General features: G+C 59.0%; 22 protein-coding genes. 12 read left to right on the top strand and 10 right to left on the bottom strand.

Annotated features, from left to right (window positions below; translation table 11 throughout):
• The 7 genes from J3D46_RS23890 to J3D46_RS23860 form a co-directional block, all read right to left on the bottom strand.
• Positions 1–630, bottom strand: a complete 630-nt coding sequence (locus J3D46_RS23890; protein ID WP_253469589.1) for an XRE family transcriptional regulator — start codon at positions 628–630, stop codon at positions 1–3.
• A 67-nt stretch (positions 631–697) separates the two neighbouring features.
• Complete coding sequence (locus J3D46_RS23885; protein WP_253469586.1) at positions 698–1,768, bottom strand: proline racemase family protein; 1,071 nt, start codon at positions 1,766–1,768, stop codon at positions 698–700.
• Positions 1,769–1,923: 155 nt separating this feature from the next.
• Complete coding sequence (locus J3D46_RS23880) at positions 1,924–2,352, bottom strand: universal stress protein (RefSeq protein ID WP_253469583.1); 429 nt, start codon at positions 2,350–2,352, stop codon at positions 1,924–1,926.
• Positions 2,353–2,500: 148 nt separating this feature from the next.
• Positions 2,501–3,367 (bottom strand): ABC transporter substrate-binding protein, encoded by an 867-nt coding sequence (locus J3D46_RS23875; protein ID WP_253469579.1) that lies wholly within the window; start codon positions 3,365–3,367, stop codon positions 2,501–2,503.
• Between the two features lie 59 nt (positions 3,368–3,426).
• Positions 3,427–4,092, bottom strand: coding sequence for an amino acid ABC transporter permease (locus tag J3D46_RS23870; RefSeq protein ID WP_253469576.1), 666 nt, complete (start codon positions 4,090–4,092; stop codon positions 3,427–3,429).
• Positions 4,089–4,736 (bottom strand): amino acid ABC transporter permease, encoded by a 648-nt coding sequence (locus J3D46_RS23865; RefSeq protein ID WP_253469573.1) that lies wholly within the window; start codon positions 4,734–4,736, stop codon positions 4,089–4,091. The genes J3D46_RS23870 and J3D46_RS23865 overlap by 4 nt, the downstream gene beginning before the upstream one ends.
• 7 nt (positions 4,737–4,743) lie before the next feature.
• Complete coding sequence (locus J3D46_RS23860) at positions 4,744–5,535, bottom strand: amino acid ABC transporter ATP-binding protein (protein ID WP_253469569.1); 792 nt, start codon at positions 5,533–5,535, stop codon at positions 4,744–4,746.
• A gap of 500 nt (positions 5,536–6,035) precedes the next feature.
• On the opposite strand from J3D46_RS23860, the gene J3D46_RS23855 reads away from it, so the two are divergent.
• On the top strand, positions 6,036–7,391 hold the full coding sequence (locus J3D46_RS23855) for an FAD-dependent oxidoreductase (protein ID WP_253469566.1): 1,356 nt from the start codon (positions 6,036–6,038) through the stop codon (positions 7,389–7,391).
• A gap of 149 nt (positions 7,392–7,540) precedes the next feature.
• Here J3D46_RS23855 and J3D46_RS23850 read toward each other — a convergent pair whose 3' ends face one another.
• Positions 7,541–8,335 (bottom strand): GntR family transcriptional regulator, encoded by a 795-nt coding sequence (locus J3D46_RS23850; RefSeq protein WP_374110857.1) that lies wholly within the window; start codon positions 8,333–8,335, stop codon positions 7,541–7,543.
• A 295-nt stretch (positions 8,336–8,630) separates the two neighbouring features.
• Between J3D46_RS23850 and J3D46_RS23845 the strand changes: the two genes are divergently transcribed.
• The 6 genes from J3D46_RS23845 (at position 8,631) to J3D46_RS23820 (ending at position 15,168) form a co-directional block, all read left to right on the top strand.
• Positions 8,631–9,320: a hypothetical protein gene (locus J3D46_RS23845; protein ID WP_253469561.1), complete on the top strand. Its 690-nt coding sequence runs from the start codon at positions 8,631–8,633 to the stop codon at positions 9,318–9,320.
• Positions 9,317–10,849, top strand: a complete 1,533-nt coding sequence (locus J3D46_RS23840) for an FGGY-family carbohydrate kinase (RefSeq protein WP_253469557.1) — start codon at positions 9,317–9,319, stop codon at positions 10,847–10,849. The genes J3D46_RS23845 and J3D46_RS23840 overlap by 4 nt, the downstream gene beginning before the upstream one ends.
• A 108-nt stretch (positions 10,850–10,957) precedes the next feature.
• Entirely contained in the window at positions 10,958–12,322 is a 1,365-nt protein-coding gene (locus J3D46_RS23835) for an NAD(P)/FAD-dependent oxidoreductase (protein WP_253469554.1), read from the top strand.
• A gap of 46 nt (positions 12,323–12,368) precedes the next feature.
• Positions 12,369–13,253, top strand: coding sequence for a dihydrodipicolinate synthase family protein (locus tag J3D46_RS23830; protein ID WP_253469551.1), 885 nt, complete (start codon positions 12,369–12,371; stop codon positions 13,251–13,253).
• 38 nt (positions 13,254–13,291) lie between these two features.
• Positions 13,292–14,752 carry a sodium:alanine symporter family protein gene (locus J3D46_RS23825; protein ID WP_253469548.1) on the top strand — a complete coding sequence of 487 codons (1,461 nt, stop codon included), beginning with the start codon at positions 13,292–13,294 and terminating at the stop codon, positions 14,750–14,752.
• 53 nt (positions 14,753–14,805) lie between these two features.
• Positions 14,806–15,168 (top strand): cupin domain-containing protein, encoded by a 363-nt coding sequence (locus tag J3D46_RS23820; protein WP_253469545.1) that lies wholly within the window; start codon positions 14,806–14,808, stop codon positions 15,166–15,168.
• A 322-nt stretch (positions 15,169–15,490) separates the two neighbouring features.
• Here the strand turns inward: J3D46_RS23820 and J3D46_RS25010 are convergent, their stop codons facing one another.
• Positions 15,491–16,291 carry a GntR family transcriptional regulator gene (locus J3D46_RS25010; protein WP_256492869.1) on the bottom strand — a complete coding sequence of 267 codons (801 nt, stop codon included), beginning with the start codon at positions 16,289–16,291 and terminating at the stop codon, positions 15,491–15,493.
• 364 nt (positions 16,292–16,655) lie between these two features.
• Between J3D46_RS25010 and J3D46_RS23810 the strand changes: the two genes are divergently transcribed.
• The 4 genes from J3D46_RS23810 (at position 16,656) to J3D46_RS23795 (ending at position 20,594) form a co-directional block, all read left to right on the top strand.
• Positions 16,656–17,990, top strand: a complete 1,335-nt coding sequence (locus J3D46_RS23810) for an MFS transporter (protein WP_253469539.1) — start codon at positions 16,656–16,658, stop codon at positions 17,988–17,990.
• An 80-nt stretch (positions 17,991–18,070) separates the two neighbouring features.
• Entirely contained in the window at positions 18,071–18,295 is a 225-nt protein-coding gene (locus J3D46_RS23805; RefSeq protein WP_253469534.1) for a hypothetical protein, read from the top strand.
• Positions 18,296–19,239: 944 nt separating this feature from the next.
• Positions 19,240–20,106 (top strand): ABC transporter substrate-binding protein, encoded by an 867-nt coding sequence (locus J3D46_RS23800; RefSeq protein ID WP_253469531.1) that lies wholly within the window; start codon positions 19,240–19,242, stop codon positions 20,104–20,106.
• Between the two features lie 272 nt (positions 20,107–20,378).
• Positions 20,379–20,594 carry a hypothetical protein gene (locus J3D46_RS23795; RefSeq protein ID WP_253469528.1) on the top strand — a complete coding sequence of 72 codons (216 nt, stop codon included), beginning with the start codon at positions 20,379–20,381 and terminating at the stop codon, positions 20,592–20,594.
• Positions 20,595–20,890: 296 nt separating this feature from the next.
• Here the strand turns inward: J3D46_RS23795 and J3D46_RS23790 are convergent, their stop codons facing one another.
• Entirely contained in the window at positions 20,891–21,943 is a 1,053-nt protein-coding gene (locus J3D46_RS23790; RefSeq protein WP_253469525.1) for a YhcG family protein, read from the bottom strand.
• 177 nt (positions 21,944–22,120) lie between these two features.
• Between J3D46_RS23790 and J3D46_RS23785 the strand changes: the two genes are divergently transcribed.
• Positions 22,121–22,423 carry a DUF4193 domain-containing protein gene (locus tag J3D46_RS23785; protein WP_253469522.1) on the top strand — a complete coding sequence of 101 codons (303 nt, stop codon included), beginning with the start codon at positions 22,121–22,123 and terminating at the stop codon, positions 22,421–22,423.
• Positions 22,424–22,545 lie beyond the last annotated feature (122 nt).

Below are 22,545 nucleotides of genomic sequence, written 5' to 3'. Positions count from 1 at the left end.
TCAGGGCGCTGTCACTGCCAGGAACCGGATGGGCAGCTCCAACAACTGCAGAGGGCCATGCGGACCTTCGCCCTCAAAGACCAACGAGTCCCCCGGGGCCAGCTCATACTCGTAGGATCCATGGCTATAGATCATGCGCCCTTCGAGCATGTAGATAAACTCGGTGCCGCTGTGCTGGAACTGCGGAAAAACAGCAGAGGCATCGGTCAGCGTGACCAAGCTGGGCTCAATGGCGTGTTCCCGCCTCCTTAACGCCCCCAGGGAACGATATTCGTGACCATGGCGGGTACCTGTCCGAACCGTTACACTGCCTTCGCCCGATTTGGTCAGTGTGGCTTCACGCTCGGTGTCAGCGCCTTGAAAGAGAGCTGTGACGGGCACGTTCAGGCCCTCCGCCAGCCGTTGTAGCGTCGTCAGGGAACACGAAGTGCTTGCCGACTCAATCTTGGAGATCATCGCCTTGGACAATCCCGTTTCCGCTGCCAACTTGGCAGCGGACATTCCAGTTTCCAGTCGGCGCCGCCTTACCTGCAACGCAATGACATCTTCCAACGGACCGGGTGCAGCGGCATCGACAGTACGTGAATCGGGCGCGGCAGTTTCAGCCTTTTCGGCCCGCTCAGTAGTCATGCATCGAGTATAGGTGCCTCCGATGCATGAACCACGGAGGTGCCGGGCAGTGCGGGCGACTTTGCTTTCAGTCCTGGCTGGGACCCCAAATGTCGCCGAGGGTGTAACCGGCAGGAAAGGGATCATCGGAGTCGATCACAAACTGGTGGAAGCCGCTGATCCAGCCGCGTCCGCTGATCGTGGGTAGTACCGCGGGGTGATCGCCGACCCGGGTTTCTCCGCGGAGAAGGCCGGTGTACGTGGTGCCCAGGATGCTTTCGTGGACAAACGGTTCGTTCAGCTGAAGCTCTCCGCGGGCGAACCGAGCCGCCATCCGGGCGCTTGTTCCGGTTCCGCTGGGCGACCTGTCCAGGGTTCCGCCGCGCCATGTGCGGGGGTCATCCAGGTCTGGACTTCCATTGGGGATGACGACGGTGCTCCTTCCGTGGGCACCCGGGCCTTCGGCCGGACCGTAGAGAAGAGGAACCGCGACGTGGTCGATACCGGGTTGAAGGGGATGCTTCACAGGCACGTCCCGCCGGGCAACGGCGAGCAGGACGTTGGCTGCGCGAATGATGTCTTCAGCGGAGTTCGGGTTCAATTTGATACCGAAGGTTTCGGCTGGTGCCTGCACGTAGTACTGACCGCCAAAGACGATGTCGACGGCAACTTCACCGTATCCGGGAAGTGTCAGGACGTGATCGAGTGCAACGACGAAGGCCGGAACGTTGTCGATTTCGACGTTGATGACACGTCCGCCTGACACTTCCGCGCGGACTGCTACCGTGCCCGCGGCTGTATCGACTTGAAGATAGGTTATTGGTTCCGTGACGGGTACTTTTTGGGTTTCGACCAGCGCAGTTACGGCACATATCAGGTTTGCCCCCGACATTGGGGTGTAGGACCCCTGCTCGAGCACAATGATGCCGAAGTCGCTCTCCGGATTGACCGGCGGAAGGACCAGGACACCGAGAAGGCTCGGGTACCCTCGAGGCTCGGTGAGGACCAGCCGCCGGAGGTCATTAAGGTGTTCACGGCAGTACTGCAATCGGGCGGCCATGTCGGCGCCCTTCACCCATAAATGGCCATCGAGCAAGACTCTGCCGGCCTCGCCGCCGGTGTGGACATCGATTGCGGCTATCGTTTTCCTGGAGGTCATTCCTGGTTCCATTCTGGCTGGAGCGCTGGGGTATTTGCAGTGAAGTCCTGAAACATGCACTGCTGGACAAGAACCGGCCACCGGCGCCGGCCGAAACGAGGGTATATGTCGCCGTAAGCGACAGTTTCCAAGATGGTTCTGCCCCGGTGGCCTGTCTATTCCGAGTCGTAGGTGTTGGCGATGTAGACGTCGCAGGGCGCATTGTGGGCGACACTGTTCGCGACACTGCCGAGTACTCTGCCTATGCCATGCATACGGCGGTTGCCGACAACGATGATAGTGGCTTCCTTGCGTATCGCTTCCCGGATCAGGGCATCTGCTGGCCTGCCACTGGCTGAGGCATGTGTGATCTCGATATTCCCACCCAGGGTGTCAGCCACGCTGCGGGCAACGTGGTCGGCCTTGTCCTCATCGGACAGCAGCCATTTGCTGCTACCGCTACCAAACACCTCGGAGCGATCGCTATCAAAGGCTGACACCACATGAAGAGTCGCATCCAGCGCTGTGGCAAGCTCCAGTGCGGTTTCGGCCGCCTTTCTGGCTGTGGGACTTCCGTCGACTCCGACAACAATGATTCCACTCACTGGTCTACTCCTTAGGATCGGTTCGCCAGACCGGGCGCTCTACATAGGCCCGATCTTCTTACTGTTGATGCCCCTTGACGAGACGAGGGGATACCTAAGGCGGCGCTGGACGAGGTCCAGCGCCGCCTTTGTGGATACAGAACCCGGGTTAGAGTTCGCTCGGGGCGCCTGGTTCGCCGGCGGCGGGGTCGATTCCGTACTTTTCGAGGATGGTCTTGATGGTGCCGTCTTTGCGGAGCTTTTCGATGTCTTCATCCAACGCCTTGCCGAAAGCCTCGTTTTCCAGGCTCGAGGGCAACATGACCTGTCCTACGGCGCCAAATTCCGGGACGTTCGGGTTTGGCTTGACGTTGATCACCTGGGCACCGTCAATCGGGTTTTGCTTGAGCTTGTACTGGGCTGAAGCAGCGCCTTGCAGGGCGGCTTCAATGCGGCCCGCTTTCAGGTCAGCGAAGAGCGATTCATCGTCTTGGTAGACCTTGAACTTGTCTCCAAGCCACTTTTGCATGCTGTCGTTCCAGAGGTTTCCGGATGTCGAGCCGACCACGTGACCGGCGAGGTCGTCACTGGTGAGACCCTGGGTGGAGACGACGGCCTGGGGATCGCTCCACAGCGGAGTGCTCAGGTAGACGATCTTTGTGCGTGCCTTGGTACGGAGCCAGTTTCCCGATCCGATGTCGACCCGCTTGGTCTGAACTGACGAGATCACCGCACCCGCGCCACCTGAAGAATTGACCGTAACCTTGAGGCACTCCAATTTGGCGATCTCGTTGATCAGGTCACCTTCCATGCCCGAAAGGCTGTCGCCATTCAGGACTGTTGCGGGGGCAAAATCATAGCTTGCGACTGTAAGTTCGCCCGGCGTGACCGTTTTGAGGTCCTTGTGCGCTGGGGTGCAGTCCGCCGATACGCCTGCGGAGTCACTGCCACCGCAAGCGGCGAGCGATATGGCGAGCAGACCGGCGGCGGTACCGGCGGAAAGCGCGCGCACGAGAGTACGAGGGATTCGTGACATGGTTTCTCTTTCTTTGCTGGGGTGGTGGGGTAACACCCCGGTTGATGCAACGAAGCGGATCAGTTGCGTTGTAGGTGACGGCCGAGGCGCCATTCAAGCACCCTGACCAGAGCAAGGAAGACGAGCGTAAGTGACCCATAGATCACTGCCGTCAGTACATAGACGTTGAGGTACTCGAAAGTGATGGAGCCGATCTCGGAGGCCTTTGACATCAGTTCTGGCACGGCTATAACGAATGCCAGAGCACTTCCCTGGAAAATAAGGACGGCGAGGCCGGCCAGGGGTGGCGTGGAGATCCGGAGTGCCTGGGGAAGGATGATGTGGCGGAATCCAGTCCAGCCTCGGAGCCCAGAGGTTAGTGCCGCTTCCTTCTGGCCCAGCGGAACCGCTGCCAGCCCTGCACGGAAGTACTCGGAGGCGTAGGCTCCGGTGTTCCAGCTCAAAGCGATCACAGCTGTCGTGAACGAATTCAGGATAATGCCGGCATCCGGAAGGCTGAAGTACATCAGGTAAAGAAGCACCAAGGCCGGCAGCCCTCGTCCAATCTCTACGAAGAAGAAGGAAATCCACTGAAACGGAGCGAACTTCGCTGTGGCCATGACAGCGAGGAGAAGTCCGAACGGGAACCCGAAGAGAAGGGAAAGCCCTGTCAGCTGGAGGCTGACTATCAGCCCTGGGAGAAGGTTTGGGAACCATTCAAGCCACTGGGAGAACACATCCATCATGCCACTCCGATCTTCCGACGCAATGTGAGGTCGACCCTGCGCGAGATGAGAGCGACGACAAGGCTGATCAGGATGTAAAGCACGCCGGCTACGACGAACGCCTGAAGACCTTCATTAGTCTGTTTTGCACTTTGCTGGGCGTAATAGGTGATTTCGCGGACACCAATGGTGGAAGCCAGAGCCGAATCCTTAAGCAACCCGATGCCATAAGTGGCGATCGCGGGGAGTGCGACACGGAATGCCTGGGGGGTGATGATGTGTCCGACAGTGGTGATACTACTGAGACCCAGAGCGTGGGCTGCTTCGCGTTGACCGACAGGAATGCTCAGCAAACCTGAGCGGTAGATCTCGGCCATGAACGCTGAGGCGATGATGGAAAATCCTATGATCGCTGCCTGGATTGTGGTCAACCGCAAGGCGAACTGCGGGAGCCCGAAGTAGATCAGGAAGAGCCAGGTAATTGGCGGAATGACCCGGACGACGTTGATGTAGACGTTGGCGATGGTACGGATAATCCCGATCGGGGAACGGGCAGCTCCGACCAGGACAAGACCAATGAGGCCACCGATCAGGAGCGAAGCCCCTGTCACGTAAAGGGTGAGTCCGATGCCTTGGGCGATTGAGGACAGCAGTTGGGGGTTCATGAATTTCTCACCGGTCCAGAACGGCCTTGAGGAACTGCCGGGTACGCTCGTTCGCCGGCTGGGTCATGACTTGTTCGCTGGCCCCGATTTCGAGCACCCCTCCGTTCCCCATGACCATAATGCGGCTGGAGACGTCGCGGGCGAAGTGCATTTCATGCGTAACTACCATCATGGTCATGCCCTCCTCTGCCAGGTCCCGCATAACGGCGAGGACTTCGAGGCCAATCTCAGGGTCCAGCGCTGAGGTGGGTTCGTCGAAGAGCATGACTTTGGGCGAAAGCGCCAGCGCCCGGGCGATCGCAATGCGTTGCTGTTGGCCACCCGAGAGGCGTGCCGGGTAAGCCTTGGCCTTCTCTGGCAGGCCGACGCGCTTGAGCAGTTTATTGGCGACCTCTTCGGCCTGCTCCTTCGATGATCCAAGTACCTTGCGCTGGGGCAAAGTGATGTTCTCCATGACGGTCAGGTGCGGAAAGAGGTTAAAGCTTTGAAACACCATTCCTGTCACGCGACGCAGGTGATCGAGGCTCGCTTTCTCCGGCAGCTTCCCGCCCGCGACCACGTGCGCACCCCCAATGGAGATTTCACCCTCAGTTGGGATTTCCAGGTAGTTCAGGCAGCGTAGGAAGGTGCTCTTGCCCGCCCCGGACGGCCCAATGATGGAGACTACTTCGCCCTCGTTCATCGTCAGATTAACGTCTGACAATACGCGGCTCGTCCCATAGCTCTTGCCGAGGCCAGAGACCACGACGTCTCCGGACAGTGCCAGCTTGGGAGCTTTTGTGCCAAAGCTTAAGCCCATTTCATTTCCTTCAGTTAGCGGACGCATAACCCTGAGATCGGTCCACTGAAGGTGCCGTTTCCGCAGGGGCCGCGTGACTTGCTCGGTTAGGGCGGACTGTGGTGTGTCTCACAACTTCCGCCTAATGACACTTTAGACAGGGTTCGCAGACTTGTCTACATCTTTGGGAAAACATGAGATCACTTTAAAATCTCATGTCGGCGGACTGAGCCTCCGAGGAAACCCGATTTCCCTTTATTTGGCCGGGATTCATTGACTACAGCACCGACTCCACCTAGCATTTCCATGGCTTGCAAGTTGTGTGACAACTCGTGGAAATCTCGATCAGTTGCTTCCGTCTCGACGGTGGGACAACAGCGAAATGAATCTCTCGGCGACCGCCGAGGACGATGCACATGACCGGTACCCCGCCTCAGCGGTGAGCCTCTGATCAAAGGAGCTCGCATCTGTGCCGAACCACAGGGGCACGGATTTGGTGTGCCGGATCGGAAGGGAAAAGAATGACCGTTTTTGATCTGGTTATTGTCGGCGGGGGTCCCGCGGGCATCGGGACTGCGTACCAGTTGCGGGAATCCGGCCTTGCAGTAAAAGTTCTTGAAACCTCAGACCAACTCGGCGGCAGAACGAAAAGCGTCCAGCTCCCTGGCGGCACTGCCAACACCGGTGCGCAGTTTGTATACGTCGGGACCAGGACGCATGAGCTGGTGGGCGAACTTGGTCTCGTCACGATCCCCTTCGAACCGCGCACTTATGGCATTCGCTACGGCGGCGTCACGTCGGTCGGAGACACGAATGAAAAAGTCGTGGCGGGTTTGCCCCTCGACGCCCGCGAACGTGATGAATTGCTCCGGATCCTCGATGAATCCGTTGACGAGTACAAGGCAATGACCAGCGGTGGAGTCTTCACAGAGCGGGCTGAAGAGCTGTCCTCGTTAAGCGTGGCCGAGCGCCTCGGGCAACTGTCACCCAAGGTTCGTAATATTGTGGCAACTGCCATCCGGGCTGGAGCTGTCGGTGATCCAACAGAGATCATCGCGCAGTACGCTCTGCGGTACTTCGCGAGTTATCCCGCGCACGAGAGCGAAAACCGTCGGCTTCTCATTGACGGGATGCAATCCATTGTGCTGGCCATGGCAGCACGTTTGGACCCCGGCGCCGTGAGCGTTTCTACTACCGTGACGAGTGTGGCACTCGATCCCGGACACGGGGTCTACAAAGTCACAGCAGAGACCCCAGAAGGGGAAACTGTGCTGGAAGCCAGGCAGGTGCTCTTGGCTATTCCTGCGCCTTTGATTGATCAGATCGCACCCGACCTGCCCTCATGGAAAAAAACCGCACTCGAAGCTGCCGAGACTCCGGGCAACACAACGATGGTTATCGCCGCCGACGTCACAGATCTCCCTAAGTACCGGGACTGGGGCATGGTGACGACTGTTGGTCACCGTTTCGACTGCATCCTCAACTCAACCCCCGGGCGCTGGCGCAGCAGCGAAAGCCCGGGGATAGTGCATTACATGTGCTACGCAAACCAGTCGGGTTATCAGCCGGATTTGCCGGGCAACGCGGCCGCCGAATTGGAATGGCTTGAGGATTTCCTCGCAGTTGCTCCTGCGCTGCGTGGAAGGATCAAGGGTTACCACATTCAAACGTGGGAGCACTGCTTCGCCCTCCTTGGCCTGGGCCGGGCGGAAGCCCTCGATGATATCCGCCGGCCGGTTAGCGGACTCCATTTCGCAGGTGACTGGAGTTCTACGACGGCGGGATCGCACGGAGCATTTGTTGAGGCGGACCGGGTGGCCGAGGACGTCATTCGTACACTCGCGGCACCCCGCGTGCCACTGGGTGCGGAGATATAGAAGGCCTCATCAGGCCACCATGATCGACCACTGGGCACGAATGCGGAGCGAGTACCCGTGGCCACCGCCAATCCGGCCGTGGTCACGGGGTTACGGAGTATTCCGTCCGGCGCTTTAGGCATGTAGTGGTGAGGCAAATCCTGCCTGGATCAGGCCGTGCGCGCACCGGGGGAAGAAGGGCCCTGCCTGACCAACTGGAAGTCAAAGGCGGACGAAAGATGGTATTCGACTGAATATGAAACCGGCCGCTCGGCCTGGTCGTAATCCACTTGCTTCACGACCAAACATAATTCCCCGGGCCTAGCACCAAAAATCGAGGCCAGCGTTTCCGTGACCACGGTGGGTTCAAGCGATGCGATGCCGAAATTGACCTCGATACCGCACACCGTCGACAGAAAAGCATAAAGCGATGGCCCGAGACTCAAAGGCTGGTCCGGAATCAACGCGGCGGAGAGATAGTCATGCGAGACGGTAACCGGGGCGCCGTCCGAGGTGCGGACTCGGTAGAGATGGAGTACCGGGTCACCCACGTCAATAGCCAAGCGGCCAGCGGTTTCACCATCCGCCATTTCGTGCCGCCAGGACATTTCGGCGATTCCGGGGATGTGTCCCCGTGTCCTAATGAGCTCATCGGATCCGATGTTAAGGTGCAGGCTCCGCACGAGGGGACGCACCGAGTTTACATACGTTCCGGACCCATGACGTCGAGTAAGAAGTCCCTCTGCTTCCAATTGCGCGAGGGCACCCCGCACACTCACCCGGCTTACACCCATCTCCTTCGCCAGCGCCGGCTCCGATGGGAGCCGATCTCCGGCCGCCCAGGTTTCCTCGGACAATCGCTGCCGCAAAGACTCAAGAGCTCTGGCAGTCACACTCTGGCGCTGGCCCGAATCAATCGCTCCCGCAACCGGTCCTTCTCCCTTGAAGTCAACCTGTATTTGCATGTACAACATCGTACACAAAGTAGGACAACTTGAGGTTCATAATTGCGTTGACACCGTGATGATGCTCACCTATAGTCGATGAAGAGTTGTAGGACAACTAGCAAATAGTTGGGACTACTCCCAATACTTCTAACGGCCTAACGCCCTTGATCCGGTCAGGGGAGAGTGCCGTGCCGAAGGCGCTTCGAAGAGGATGATCAACGACGTTGGCCTTGAAGAAGCGCTCCGCAGATAACTGTCGCGTCCCGACGCACTAACTCACAGTCAGCCACTCGACCTTGGAGAATTCCGCCATATGAAACCCCAAATCATCGTCATGCTCACTCACAACGACGTGACTGTTTCCAATGCTCGTGAATGTTTCCGGGAGTCAGCAGACCTTCCCGTCCAATATTGGGGCTTCAAGGACGTCGGCCTGCCGGCATCGGAAATGGAGCAATTGGTCAACGACTTCAAGGAAGCTGGGAAAACCTCGGTCCTGGAGGTTGTGAACTTCGACGAAAAGGGATTGCTGGACGCCGCATCCTTGGCCATCGACTGCGGTGTTGAGTACTTCACCGGGGGCGTCTTCTCCGAAGCCGTCCTGGAGAGGGTCCACGCCGCCGGGCTGAAGTACTTCCCGTTCTGCGGCAACGTCGGCGGTTCACCCATTGAGTTGAAGGGCACAACCGAAGACATTGTTGCCGATGCCAACCGGCTGCGCGAGCTCGGCGTTGACGGTATCGACCTCGTGGCCTACCGCTACTTGGAAGGTGACCCGATCCAGCTGGCAAAGCTTGTGGAGCACCACCTCGGCGGCGAGAATTTGATCATCGCAGGCAGCATCAACTCAGCAGAGAAGATTCGTCGCATGCAGGAAATCGGGCCTTTCGGTTACACCATGGGTGGCGCATTGTTCGAAGGTGCCTTCAAGCCCGGGGGTTCATTCCGCGATAACCTCCAGGAGCTCGTCAACATTGATGCAAGCATTGGAGCAGATCGATGAGTTCTTACCTATTGGGCGTTGACGTCGGTACCACGGCGATCAAGGCTGCGGTCTTTGATGCAGAAGGTGCCGAGGTCGGAAGCCATTCCGAGGAATACTCTCTCCTCACACCCAAGGCCGGTTACGTCGAGCTCGACCCCGATACCTACACCTCCACCTTCGCCTCTGCCGTACGGGGTGTCCTGCGGGACCTTTCCATCACATCCAAAGATCTCAGTGTTCTTGGTTTGTCGGCACAGGGTGAAACGATGTTGTGCCTGGACTCCGACAACAACCCCATCGGTCGGGCGATCGTGTGGATGGACAACCGGGCGACCGCCGAATCAGAAGAACTCGAGGCGCACTTCGGTCGTCCCGCCATTCATAAGACGACCGGCCAGGTTGCCATGGACGCCATCTGGCCGGCAGCCAAGATTCTTTGGCTCAAGCGGCACCAGCCGGAAGTCTTCGAACGCACCGCTAAGTTCGTGTTGCTCAAGGATTATCTTGTTTTCCGGATGACCGGCCGCTTGGTGAGCGAAGACTCCTTGCTGTGCTCTACGATCCTTTGGGATATCAACACCCGCAAGTACTGGCCGGAAATGCTGGAATACCTCGGCCTCACCACCGACCAGCTGCCCGAAATGGCCGCTCAAGGCGAAATCGTGGGAGCACTCAACGAGAACTCTGCCGCGGAACTGGGTCTTCCGGCAGGACTTCCCGTGTCAGTCGGCGCTCTGGACCAAGCATGCGGCGCCCTTGGCGTAGGCAACGCCGTCCCGGGCATCTTCTCGGAAAGCACCGGTTCTGCACTGACCAGTGTGACCATCGTGGAAGAGCTTGCACTGGACTCCGCGGGCCGGGTCCCATGTTTCCCTGCAGCCGTTGCGGGCCAGTACATGCTGCACAACTTCTCCACCGGCGGAATGGTGATGCGCTGGTACCGGGACGAGTTCTGCGCTGCTGAAACCCAAATCGAAGAACTCTGCGGGATCAACGCCTATTACCTCATCGACCAGGAAGTGAAACAGGTCGATCCCGGCAGCGAAGGGCTCATAGTGCTCCCCCACCTGCAGGGATCCGGCCCACCCGACCTGGACCCCTATGCCCGCGGTGTGATCTTCGGGCTGACGCTTGCCCACAAAAAGCAGCATCTGTCGCGAGGCATCATGGAAGGCGTCACCATGGTTCTGCGGCGAATGATCGACTCGACAACCCAACTGGGTGTCAACGTCGAAGAAATTATCTCGCTCAGCGGCGGCTCCAAGAGCGATGCATGGTGCCAGATCAAGGCAGATGCCACGCAAATCCCCGTCCGGACCCTCCACGGGGCCGGAAGCGCAGCGTGCCGCGGCGCGGCCCTCATCGCCGGAGTAGGAATCGGCCTCTGGGAAACCGCCGCACCGATTGCGATGTCCGCCGTCGAGGTCGACCGAACGTTCAAGCCTCAACCGGAAAACGCGGCCGTCTACGACCAACTGTTTGACCGTTACCTGACACTTCAGGAATCGCTCAAACCCTTGCTCCAGCCGGCTCAGGATCCCCACTAGGCCACCATAAATTTCTCCCCACCGCCCGGCACTGGCGGTGGGGAGAACCCCACCAGCCGTTTGACGGTCATCCAGCTACAAAGTTTCAAAGGTGAAAGGGAAAACCCCATGAAGGACGTAATAATCATCGGAGGCGGCTTGGCGGGGTTGTCCGCCGCTTGGCGGCTCCGCCACTGGGACATTCAGGTCCTCGAGTCTGACCCCAAGCGGGTGGGCGGACGAGTCATGTCCGAAAAACGCGGCTCTTACGTCATGAACTGGGGTGGCCACATGTACGCCGGCGGAGGAAGCTCGACCTCCGAACTCCTGGCAGAAACCGGCACCCGCTCCGCGCGAATCCCCGGGTCACTGCAGGGCATGGCACTAAATGGAAAATTCCTGACCACCGGCCCGGTCATGACCTATCCCTTCCGGTTCCCCATGTCGAACAAGGGCCGCCTGTCCATCATGAAGCCCGGAGCCAAACTTGCCCTCGACGTGCTCCGATACACCCGTGCGGTCGCCGCCCGCCCCGGCGAAACCCCAGAAGTGCGCCAGCAACGCATCTACGACTTCGAGAACGACCGCACATTTGCTGACTACATCGGCAACCTCTCCGAGGACGGGAAGAAGTTCTTCATCCCGGTCGTGATGCGCTCTGCCGCGGATCCGGACCAGCTGTCCGCCGGGGCAGGCATCGGTTACTTCAGCCTGATCTGGAACATCGGTCAGGGTCTGGGCCGGGCCATCTCAGGGGGCGCGTCCACTCTCACCGAAGGTATCGCACAGACCATCCGGGACCGGATTGAACTCGGCGCAGCCGTGGACGAAGTGATCCAGAACAAGGACCACGTCGTTGTTCGCTACACCAAGGACGGGGTAGCTCACGAGATCAAGGCACGCACCGCAGTCCTGGCCACCCCCGCGCCGATCACCCACCGGGTCGCTGTCAACCTCCGCGATGACCTGCGCGAGGCGCTCTCTCAGATCGAATACGGCCCCCACGTCGCCGGGGCATTCCTGACCAATGAGACCCACCCGATGCCGTACGACGGAACCTACGGCATCGCAACGGCCAACAAGTCCTTCACAGTGGCACTCAATCAGGGAAGCCACGTTCGAGGACGCGAAAAGGAACGCCAGCCCGGCGGGAGCATGATGACCTTCTCCCCCGCCAGCCTCGGCCGGAAGCTGTGGGACATCGACGAAGACACCATCGCCAAGACCTACATCCGGGATCTCGATGACATCTTCCCGGGCTTCGAAAACATTGTCCAAGAAGCCCGCGTCGAGAAGTTCGAGTTCGGTTCACCGTACTGCTTCCCCGGCCGCAGTAAGCTCCAGCCGATCCTGACCAAGCCCTCAGAGCGCATCTTCCTCGCCGGCGACTACCTCGGGACCCTCTACACCGAAACCGCCGTCAGCTCAGGCTTCACCGCAGCCCAAGAGGCCGCCAGCCTGCTGTCAACTGAACACCAGCGCGGCTTGATCTAGCCCTGCCCTGCACAGAAACTTCCGGACCAGAAAAGGAACGACAATCATGTCCAAGGAAATCCGCGGCGTCCTCACCGCCCTTTCGACCCCGTTTGACGACAATGACGCCATCAACGATGACCTGCTGAGGTTGCTGGTCGACCGCTCCGTCGACGCAGGAATCGACGCCCTCGTCGCCGGCGGCGGCACCGGAGAGGTCTCCGCCATGAGCGATGAAGAGCGCATCCACGTGTTCGGCGTCGTCGTCAAACACACCGCCGGGCGCGTACCCGTAGTAGCCAACGTAGGGTCCCTCACCGCTCAACGAGCCATCAATCTTGCCCAGGCAGCTGAGCAGGCCGGCGCCGACGTCGTCATGCTCGCCGCCCCGTACTACGAAGCACTGACCATCGAAGAAATCACCCAGTACTTCAAGGCAGTGGCCGCCTCCATCACGATCCCCATCATGCTCTACAACAACCCCGGCGTGACCGGAGTGAACCTCGACGCTGAAACGCTCGCCCGCTTCGGCCGCGAAATTCCCAACGTTCAATACGTCAAGGATTCCAGCGGTGATTGGGAACAGGCATTGCGGCTCATCCACTACTACAGCAACGACATCTCCTTGATTGTCGGCTGGGACAGCTTCCTGCTCAGCGCACTGGTGGAGGGCGCCGCCGGCATCATGGCCGGCGCAGCGAACGTAGTCCCAAATGAGATTGCTGATGTTGTCAGGACGTTGCGAAGCGGCGATGTGGACGGTGCACGTCAGAAGTGGGCCCGCGTCTACCCCGTGATTGACGCGATGCTGGAACTGCCGTTCTCCCAGGCCGTCAAAGCCGGACTGCGAATGCAGGGTGTACCGGTTGGTTCCCCCAGGGAACCCTTCCTCGACCTCTCCCCGGATCGCCTCACGCGACTCGAGCACGCCCTGAAACTTCTCAACACCTAAGCAGCCGCCTCCGGCTAAAGCCAGAAACGGAAACATCAATGGAAGAAATCCTCTCGACGATCAGCGGCTGGATCTGGGATCCAATGGCGTACTTCGTCCTGGGACTCGGTGTCGTCTTCACCATCGGCACCAAAGCAGTACAGTTCCGGAAATTCCCCGACATGCTCCGCCAGGTCCGCGAGGGAGAAAACAGCACCTCCGGACTTACACCTTTTCAGGCCCTCATGCTTGCGCTGTCCAGCCGTGTCGGCGTGGGGAGCATCGCCGGTGTGGCAACGGCCATCGGCTTCGGGGGCCCCGGCGCGCTGATGTGGATGGCCATCACGGGCCTCGTCGGCTCGTCTGTCGGTTACGCAGAGGCTGTATTGGCTCAAACGTTCAAAGAACGCGTCAACGGCGAAGACCGGGGCGGAATGCCTTACTACATCAAGTACGGCCTCAAAGCCCCGCGTGTCGCCGCCTTCGTCGGCGGCATCGGGCTGATCGGCTACGCATTCGTCTTTCCCGGCCTTCAAGTCAACACCATCGCCACCAGTGCTGAAAAAGCCTTCGGGGTAGAACCGTGGATCACTGGCATCATCGTGTCGGTTGTTCTGGCAGTTGTCATCATCGGCGGAACAAAACGAATCGTTCGAACAGCCCAGATCCTGGTCCCCGTACTAGCCGTCGGTTACCTCCTGACCGCCCTGACCGTGATCGCCTTCAACATCACGAAAGTCCCGGAGGCCATCACCCTCATTGTGACGTCCGCTTTCGGCGCGAACCAGATCTTTGCTGGCATTGTCGGCGCCGCCGTCTCCTGGGGCGTCCGCCGTGCAATCTTCGCCTCGGCCAACGGCAACGGCGAAGCAACCTTCGCAGCAGCCGCGGCCCAGGTTTCCCACCCCGGGAAGCAGGGCCTCGTGCAGTCCTTCAGCATCTACATCGATGTTCTGTTGATCTGCATGGCCACCGGCATCATGATCGTGCTCTCTGGAACCTATAACGTCTCCGACGGCCACACTGGATTCCTGATGAACGGACTCCCCGGAGTCACCCCGGGACCGAACTTTGTCCAGGCAGCAATTGACACCATGGTTCCCGGATGGGGCAGCGGCTTCGTAGCCGTGGCCGTTCTGCTGTTCGGTTTCACCTGCCAGCTCTTCTACTTCTACGTGGCCACAACCAACCTCGTATTCCTGATGGGCAACCGTACAAGCAAAGTTGCAGACGCCGTCTTGAAAATCGGTGCACTGGCCATCTCTTTCTTCGGAGCAGTGGTAAACGCAACCTCCATGTGGGCAATCGGCGACATCGGCTTCGGCATCATCGGCTGGATCAACATGTTGTGCCTGGTCTTCATGGCCCCTATGGTCTTCAGGATCTGCAAGGACTACGACCGGCAAAAGAAACTCGGACTCGACCCGGTGTTTGACCCACAGACGCTCAACATCCGGGGTGCCGATTTCTGGGAAACCAATCACGTGGCGCCGAAAGTGGAAGAGCCAGCTACCCGCTGACGAACGACCGCCCAAGAGAAACTCAACAACCAATAGCAACAAAGGAGTAGGAAATGACCACCGAAACTGTTCCCTTCATCGTTCGTCCCGACGAAGCCAAGGTCTTCTATGAGGGTCCGGAACTCTGCCGCGAGTACTTCCGCAACGACAAGCTTTGGTTCGGCAGTTCACTCGTCAACCCAGGCGAGACCGGCGCCGTCGATCCAGGCCATGACGGCGCGTGGGAGGTCTTCTACGTCGTCTCAGGCGAAGGGGTCATGGACGACGGCGAAAAAGAGTATCCACTCTCGGCGGGTGACACCCTTGCTTTCCCGCCCAACGTGCCGCACCGGATCCACAACAGGGGCACTGAGCCGGTGCTTATGGTCTGGGCCGGCGGCCCCAGCACTCCCGACACCAAAACCGTCGAAGCTTAGCGGCTTCCGGTGCTCCTGCGTTCCTATTCAGTCATCGCAGGAGCACCGGGACCCGCCACGGGAAAGCCCTCGACCTGTGGCGTCCGGGCCCAGGCTGTCATTCTGCCGTTGACATTGGAAACCTGCGCAGAGCCCCGCATCCGTCCGGGCCGTATCAGCCTCTGCAGCGGTAGCGTCAAAGTCATTGACAGCTACGCGGGCCGGAGCACGGCCCTTCGCAAAGGCCTGCCCAGAGTCCCTGCCGGCGAGTGACCGGCGCTGTTCGTTCGCGCAGCATTCCAGCCCCGCCCGGCGACTGAATCTGCCGCAGGAGTTCCCAGATTCATGCCCGATCTTTGGAACGAGTTTTGGGAGCCGGTCCTTGCCGCAGGAGCCTGAAATCGAAGGCACTGGCGAGGTGGTACTCCACGGAGTAAGACACCGGGGTTTCAGCAGCGTCGTAGTCCACCTGCTTGATCACCATGCACAGTTCGGAGCTGTCCACCCCCAGTACGGCACCTCTTTCCTCGCCCACGAACGCAGGTTCGAGATCGGCGATCCCGAACGAGATCTCAATCCCGCAGACGGTCGAGAGGAACGAATAAAGCGATGCTCCCAGGTTGAAGGGTTGTTCGGGGAGCAAGGAGGCTGGGAAATAGTCGTGTTCCACGGTGACAGGCGTTCCATCAGAGGTCCGCACGCGGTAAAGGTGAATGACTGGTTCTCCGAGTTGAAGACCGAGACGCTCCGCCACTTCCGCGTCGGCCCCGCTTTGGCGCCAGGACATCTCAGAAACTCCTGGAACGTGGCCCGTGGAAGAAATCAACTGGTCGGCACCTATGTTCTGATGCAGACTTCTGACCAGAGGTCTCACGGAATTGACGTACGTCCCCGATCCGCGTCGACGACTTATGAGTCCCTCGCTCTCGAGCTGGGCGAGCGCGGTCCGTGTGCTGACCCGGCTAACGCCGAGCTCTTCGGCCAGCCTGGGCTCGGACGGCAACCTGTCACCCGCAGACAAGGAACCATCAGCTAGGCGCCGCCTCAAGCCAAGAATGGCCCGCTCAGCAGCACTGACGTGCCTCCCGACGCCCGGTGCGCCCCCATCACCATCGACCTGATCAAGCACTAAATTCTCTTGCATGTAGTACATCCTAGCGGGCGTGAGACAAGTCACAAGAACCCAGTCTCTTGAGTGGTTCTGAAACCGGGGCCGCGCGGCAGGCCATGCAAGACCGCCGCCGGGTGCCACCCGGCATGGACCGCGCCGCATTGACATAGTGAAGGAGATCACTCTAAACTTGAGGCAAGTTGTAGGACAACTTTCAAGGTATAGAACCAATCGTGCTGACTGGTAGCACCTGTGGCGGCTTTCAGCATGAGCCAACTGCGGAAATCATCCCCAGCGAACTGAACAAGTTCAGCAGGTCTGCTTCCGGTCGGTGACTGTAGTACCAGGCTCAACGCCTATTTCCCGATGTCGTGAATAAGGAAACCCGGAGTTAGCAATGTCGTCAACCAAGAGCCTTGCCGCCAACCGACCCAAGCGGGCGGTGAACAAGAAACGATTTCTCATCAGGATGGTTACCGTCCTCATCGGGGGAATGTTCCTCGACGGGTATGTCATCGGCATTCTGGGCCCAATCTCTGGCCAGATGGCCACAGACCTCCAGCTCTCACCCCTACACGAAGGCCTCATAGCCGGGGCCGTGCTGCTCGGTATTTTGGTGGGTTCACCGATCGGCGGCTGGGCAGCTGACAAATGGGGTCGGAAACCTCTGTTTACTTTTGATATTGCACTGTTCACCGTCGCCTCAATGTTGCAGTTCTTCATCGACTCCCCGGCTCTACTCCTCATAGCCCGCCTCCTCATGGGTATCGCTATTGGCATCGAATATTCTGTCGGATGGCCGCTCATGAGCGAGTTCGCGCCGGCGAAGCTGCGCGGACGGCTACTCGGGGCTATGGGCATCGCCTGGTACGGAGGCTTCATGATGGCGTATCTGATCGGCTATCTCCTCCACGAATACACAGACCTCAGCTGGCACTTCATCCTCGGAACCAGCACTTTCTTCGCGGTGGCGTTGTTCGTCGGACGCCTGGGCATGCCCGAATCGCCGCGATGGCTCTGGAGTAAGGGACGCCAAAACGAAGCTCGCGACCTCGCCCGGTCCTACCTGCCTGACGATGCGCTAAGCGACATCGAACATGAGGATGTCCGCAAGGGGAGCTTCCGGATGCTGTTCTCGGCACAGTATTGGCGTTCGACCTTGTTCATCTCGGGGTTCTGGTTCTGCGCCGTTACTCCATACTTTGCCATAGCGATCTTTGCCGACAGCGTGCTCGACACATATGGTCTGGCCGGCGGCTTGGCTGGGGGCGTGGGGCTCTCAGCCCTCGCCCTTGCAGGGGTCGTATTGACGTTTTTCCTGATCGACAAGGTCGGACGCCGAGTCTTAACAGTTCCAACACAATGGCTGTGCGGCATCATGCTGGCCGTTATCGGCCTTTGGGCAGGCGCACCAGCTCCGATCGTTCTGATCCTCTTCCTTGTCTTTTCCTTCTTCAACGCCATGTACACCACAATCACAGGCGTATACCCCGCAGAAGTCCTGCCAACGGAAATTCGTGGCATCGGAACAGGTTTCGCAACCTCCGTCAGTCGCGTAGGCGCCTTCATCGGAACGTTTCTTATGCCCGTCTCGATTGAGGCGCTCGGCGCCGGTGTAACCATGGTCATTGCTGCACTCGTGGCATTTGCCGGCGCCGCCCTCAGCCAGTGGCTGGCACCGGAAACCAAAGGCATCTCTCTTACCGAAGCTGCCGCCGGCTACACCCACTGACTGGCAGCGAATTGGTCTGTCAGCCTCTTTACGCTGAACAACAAAAGCCAAATCGCTAAGAAATGCAACAAGGAACCGAAATGACACTGATTCCTCTGGAAGAGCACTTCGAGCCATTGCCCAGCCCCTGGACATCCGTGAAGCCTGGAAACTTGATCGAGGTTCGAAGACCGCACGTCCGCATCCAACGAGGCATCGTAGAAACCGTCCTGGCAGACGGATCCGGGCTCTGGATTGAACCCCACGATGCCGAACCCCGGATATTTGTAGACGGCAGTGACCAAACCGTGGTGCTTTGGGGTTGAAGCCAACCCAGCGCAGCAAGAGAGCAGCATCAATCCACAGCCGGCCAAAATACACCCACCCAGAGGTCCCCCCAAGTAGTCCGGGATGGCGGAAACATCGAATGATTCTCATCTACTTGGCGTTTATGGTCGGGCTTACAGCCATTGGGGTGGTTCTGACCATTGCTGCACAGACTAATCTGCAACTTGCCGGCGGGCTCTTAGCGCTGACACTCGGCGCAGGCGGAGTATCCGCCGGCGCCGTGTCGAGCTCAGCTGATAGGCGTACCCGCCGGACGAACCAAGGACGCAGCCCTGCAGCGCATGAAGGGCCCTAGCTGTCCATGTCATTTTTTGGCTGCCGCCAACCGGATTCCCGGGTGTTAAAGGGTGGGACTGTAGCGTGGGGCCGCAAAGGCAATCACGCGTGACCGATCGTCTTGACGTGGGCATCTGAACGAAAGCTTGCCCGGCATTCCACGCGTGAGACCTCGCTGCCATGCACCAACACGATTCCGAGCTCTGACAGCGATTGTCAGACATCCGACTCAGGTCAATCCGCTATCCAAATGTGATAGTTGTATAACATTTTTAGCTTTGTCCTACAGGAGGTGGTTGGGACCTCCTCGTGGCTGCAAGGGCACGTGTAGACCTTACTGCCGCAAAAAATGCCCGTTCTAGCTTCTCAGGTGCGATGGCCGCTGCGGACAGTCGCCGGATGCATGTCTCCAACCTATGCGCCGAGCCTAACGAAACTTGTCTAGGCTTATTTTAAAAGGTAGACAAGTTATGAGTGAAAAGATAATGTGATCCATACCACATGTTAGGTGGGTGCTCGCCCCGGTAACCTCGGCCCGGCTACTGGAACAACGACTCGGGGCGCCCAACTTCCGCAGATGAACACGCACTGGCACGCGACTCATCCGCCAGGAGTACCCACCATCCCCAGCTAAGAAAGAGAAACCATGTCACGAACCCGTTTTTCGTTCACACGCATGCTCGCCGCCGGCAGCTTAGCCGGCCTGCTCGCCATTTCACTCAGCGCCTGCGGCGGCAACGTAGCCGCCAGCAGTGAGTCCAGCTGCACTCCTGCCCACAAGGACCTCAAGACAGTCACCGAGGGCGAACTCACGGTGGCGAGCTACGACTTTGCCCCGGCAACAATCCTGAACGGCGACACCCTTTCGGGCATGGAAGGTGACCTGATCAACGAGATCGCGAAGCTGGAATGCCTCAAGGTCACTGTGAACTCCTCCGGTGGCGCCGGAGCTGTGATTTCATCCGTCCAGACGAATCGCGTCGACATCGGTTCCGGGGGTTGGCTCCGCACCAAGGCCCGGCAGAAGATTGTCCACCTGAGCACACCGTTGTGGAGCGACGCGCAGGCAGTTGTCTCCACGAAGGGAGTGACCAGCGAAAACCTCGAAGGTCATATGGTTGGCTCTACGTCAGGCAACCTTTGGAACGACAGCATGACGAAGTGGCTCGGCGACAAGTTCAAGATCTATCAGGATGATGAGTCCCTGTTCAACGACCTTAAGGCTGGCCGCATTGATGCGGCTATGCAAAGTGCCATTTCCGCGAAGTACAAGCTCCAACAGAACCCGATTGAGGGTGCCCAGGTCGTCAACGTCAAGCCAAACCCGAACGTCCCCGAATTCGCCTCAGTGGGCCAGGTGATGCTGCCCTCCAGCCTCGACAACGAGGCATTTGGAAAGGCGCTTGACGAGGACATCGAGAAGCTTCGCGCAGACGGCACCATCAAGAAGATTCTTGAGAAGTACGGCATCGACGCCGCCGCTGGCGAACCGGGCGCGGCCAGCGAACTCTAACTGGACCACAACTGAATAAGGGCGACGTCGGCATCCCTGCCGGCGTCGCCCACGTCATCTTCTCAGCGACTTCACCAACTTGTCTGGAAAATTCGTCATCGACGCCTCCCAAGGCCAATGCGATCACCATCAACGAACGTCCCTGGCACAACTGCGGTCTAATTACATCCCGGGGCTGAAAGCAGGACTATCGCGCGACTCACTTCGCCCGAGTCTCCCTTAGCCCAACTTCCTTTCCGTTTCGATCTGCCGCGGTTATTCAAATCGATTCCATGAGCTTCAAAAAAACCTTGAGTATCAACAATGCCCACCTTGCCTCCTCTGGCATGCTGAAAGTGACCGTCGCACGAGCATCTGAAGTTGACGAAGCCCTTGCTACTGCCTTCGCGTACGTGCAGCCTGCAGTGACCGAACGCCGGTCAGACATTCTCATCACGAGAACTGGTGCCGGCGATTACGACGTGCGTGCGGACCTAGCCGTTCCCTAGGTTGATCCGCCAGCGTCACGCTCCATCCAAAGCACAATCGCAGCTGTGACCACTGCTGGCGCCCTCGGTCTCATCCGCAAGGACGCGCGATTCGAAATCTGTCCGCTATTTGGGGTCACCTGGGGCGCGGGTACACCCTGAAGGTAGCTCGACATATGGGTTCTTATCGGCGTTATCGGGGTGCAGCACCGGTGACGATGGTGGCTAAGGCCAATTGTCCAAAGTTCTTTGGACAATCTGGTTTGCCACTTGGGCCATCAGCTTCTGCCGAACCTGGTTCGTCTTTCGGGTAGTGCCTAGCCGGGCTGCGGCTCTCCTTCGTCAGGTTCTGCCCACTCGAGGGCCGCGACGAGATGTCCTTCGTTGGGCAGGGCCTTTTGCTCTGCTGCCGGGAGTTTGTCGTAGGTGTAGGCCGCGACGGCCATGGGAGAGGTGGAGCGGCCAAGGCTGTACCTGACGCTTCGGTCGTTCTTGGTGCCGCAGATCAGGATGCCAATGGTTTCGTTGTGGTGCTCACGGCGAAGCACGTCATCGACGAGGGCGACGTAGAAGTTCAGTTTGCCGGCGTACTCGGGCTGGAATTTTCCGGTTTTCAGTTCGATAACCACGTATCGGTTCTGGTCTATGTGGAAGAACAGCATGTCGACGTAGTAGTCGTCGCCGTCAACGTCGAAGTGGACTTGTCGGCCGACGAATGAAAATCCGGGTCCGAGCTCACGCAGGGTTTCAGTGATCCGGCTGGTCAGCGCCAGTTCCAGGTCTCGTTCGGCAACTTCACCTGACAGGCCCAGAAATTCGAAATTATAGGGGTCCTTGGCGACCTGCTGGGCTAGCTCGGAATCTTGTCCAACAAGCCGTTGGACAAAGTTCGACGGCGCCGCGCCGGTCCTTTCCAGGGTCCGGTTCATGATCATGTTCAGCAGGACGTTGCGGGACCATCCGTGCTCAACTGCGGCGCCGGCGTACCAATCCCGGTCACGTCGACTGTCCAGTTTGTCCAGCAGCACCGTGATGTGTCCCCACGGCAATTGTCCAACAGCCTGTTGGACAATTGGCTCCGGCCAAGCTTCGGCGAAGCCCCGCATGTAAAAGAGGTTGGACCGTGACAGGCCTTTCATCTCGGGGAACTCTGCCCGGAGGTCCTCAGCCAGACGCCCCATGACCCCGCTCCCCCATTGCTCGACCTGCTGGCGCTCCAACACCGTTCTGCCGATGGACCAATACAGTTCGATCAGCTGAGTATTGACCGTTCGAAGGGCCGTTGCGCGCGCGGACCGGACACGTTCCTTGAGCGAGGCCAAAAGATCGGTGTAGCCCGCGGGCAGGGCCAGGGCGCGTGCATCAGTCATGCACTCCACCCTAATAGTTGCCACTGACGCTCAAGACTCAATTGTCCAGACAGCGTCTGGACAATTGATTTCGCCGACTATGTCTCTTCTACAGGCCATTTCTCCGTGGGAACAATGATGCGGTGGTGCGCGTTGCAGTGTCGTCTGAACCGAACACCAGAAAAGAGAATCACTTAATTGGCAACTGATTACGACGATCTCCGCTCCGACGTCAAGGAGTCTCAGGACAGTTCGCTGGAGGCGCTGAAGTCAGCCAACGCGCCTGATGCCCGCAGCGTGGTCACCGAATTGGACGAGGCAGATGCCCTCGATCAGGGTCTGACGCCCGGAGGAGAAATTGTCTCCGAAGAGCTCATCGTTCAGGTCATTCCCCAGGCAGAGGACGAGTTCACCTGTTATTCCTGCTTCTTGGTCCGGCACCGGTCCCAGCTGGCCCGTGAATCCAACGGCCACTCGTACTGCATCGAGTGCGAGGGCTAAAGTCGGGTACGACAGCGAGTTGAACGGCGTCGGAGAAATCGGGTCAGTGGTCGCTAGATCTCGGACATCGGGATTTTCGTCTCGGGGTCCCGGACGGCCATGTAGTCTGTCGACTCAGTTTT

The sequence above is a fragment of the Paenarthrobacter sp. A20 genome, assembly GCF_024168825.1.
Lineage (GTDB): Bacteria > Actinomycetota > Actinomycetes > Actinomycetales > Micrococcaceae > Arthrobacter.
Note: the sequence above shows the minus strand (reverse complement) of the source record. Positions and strands in the feature narration are given on the sequence as shown.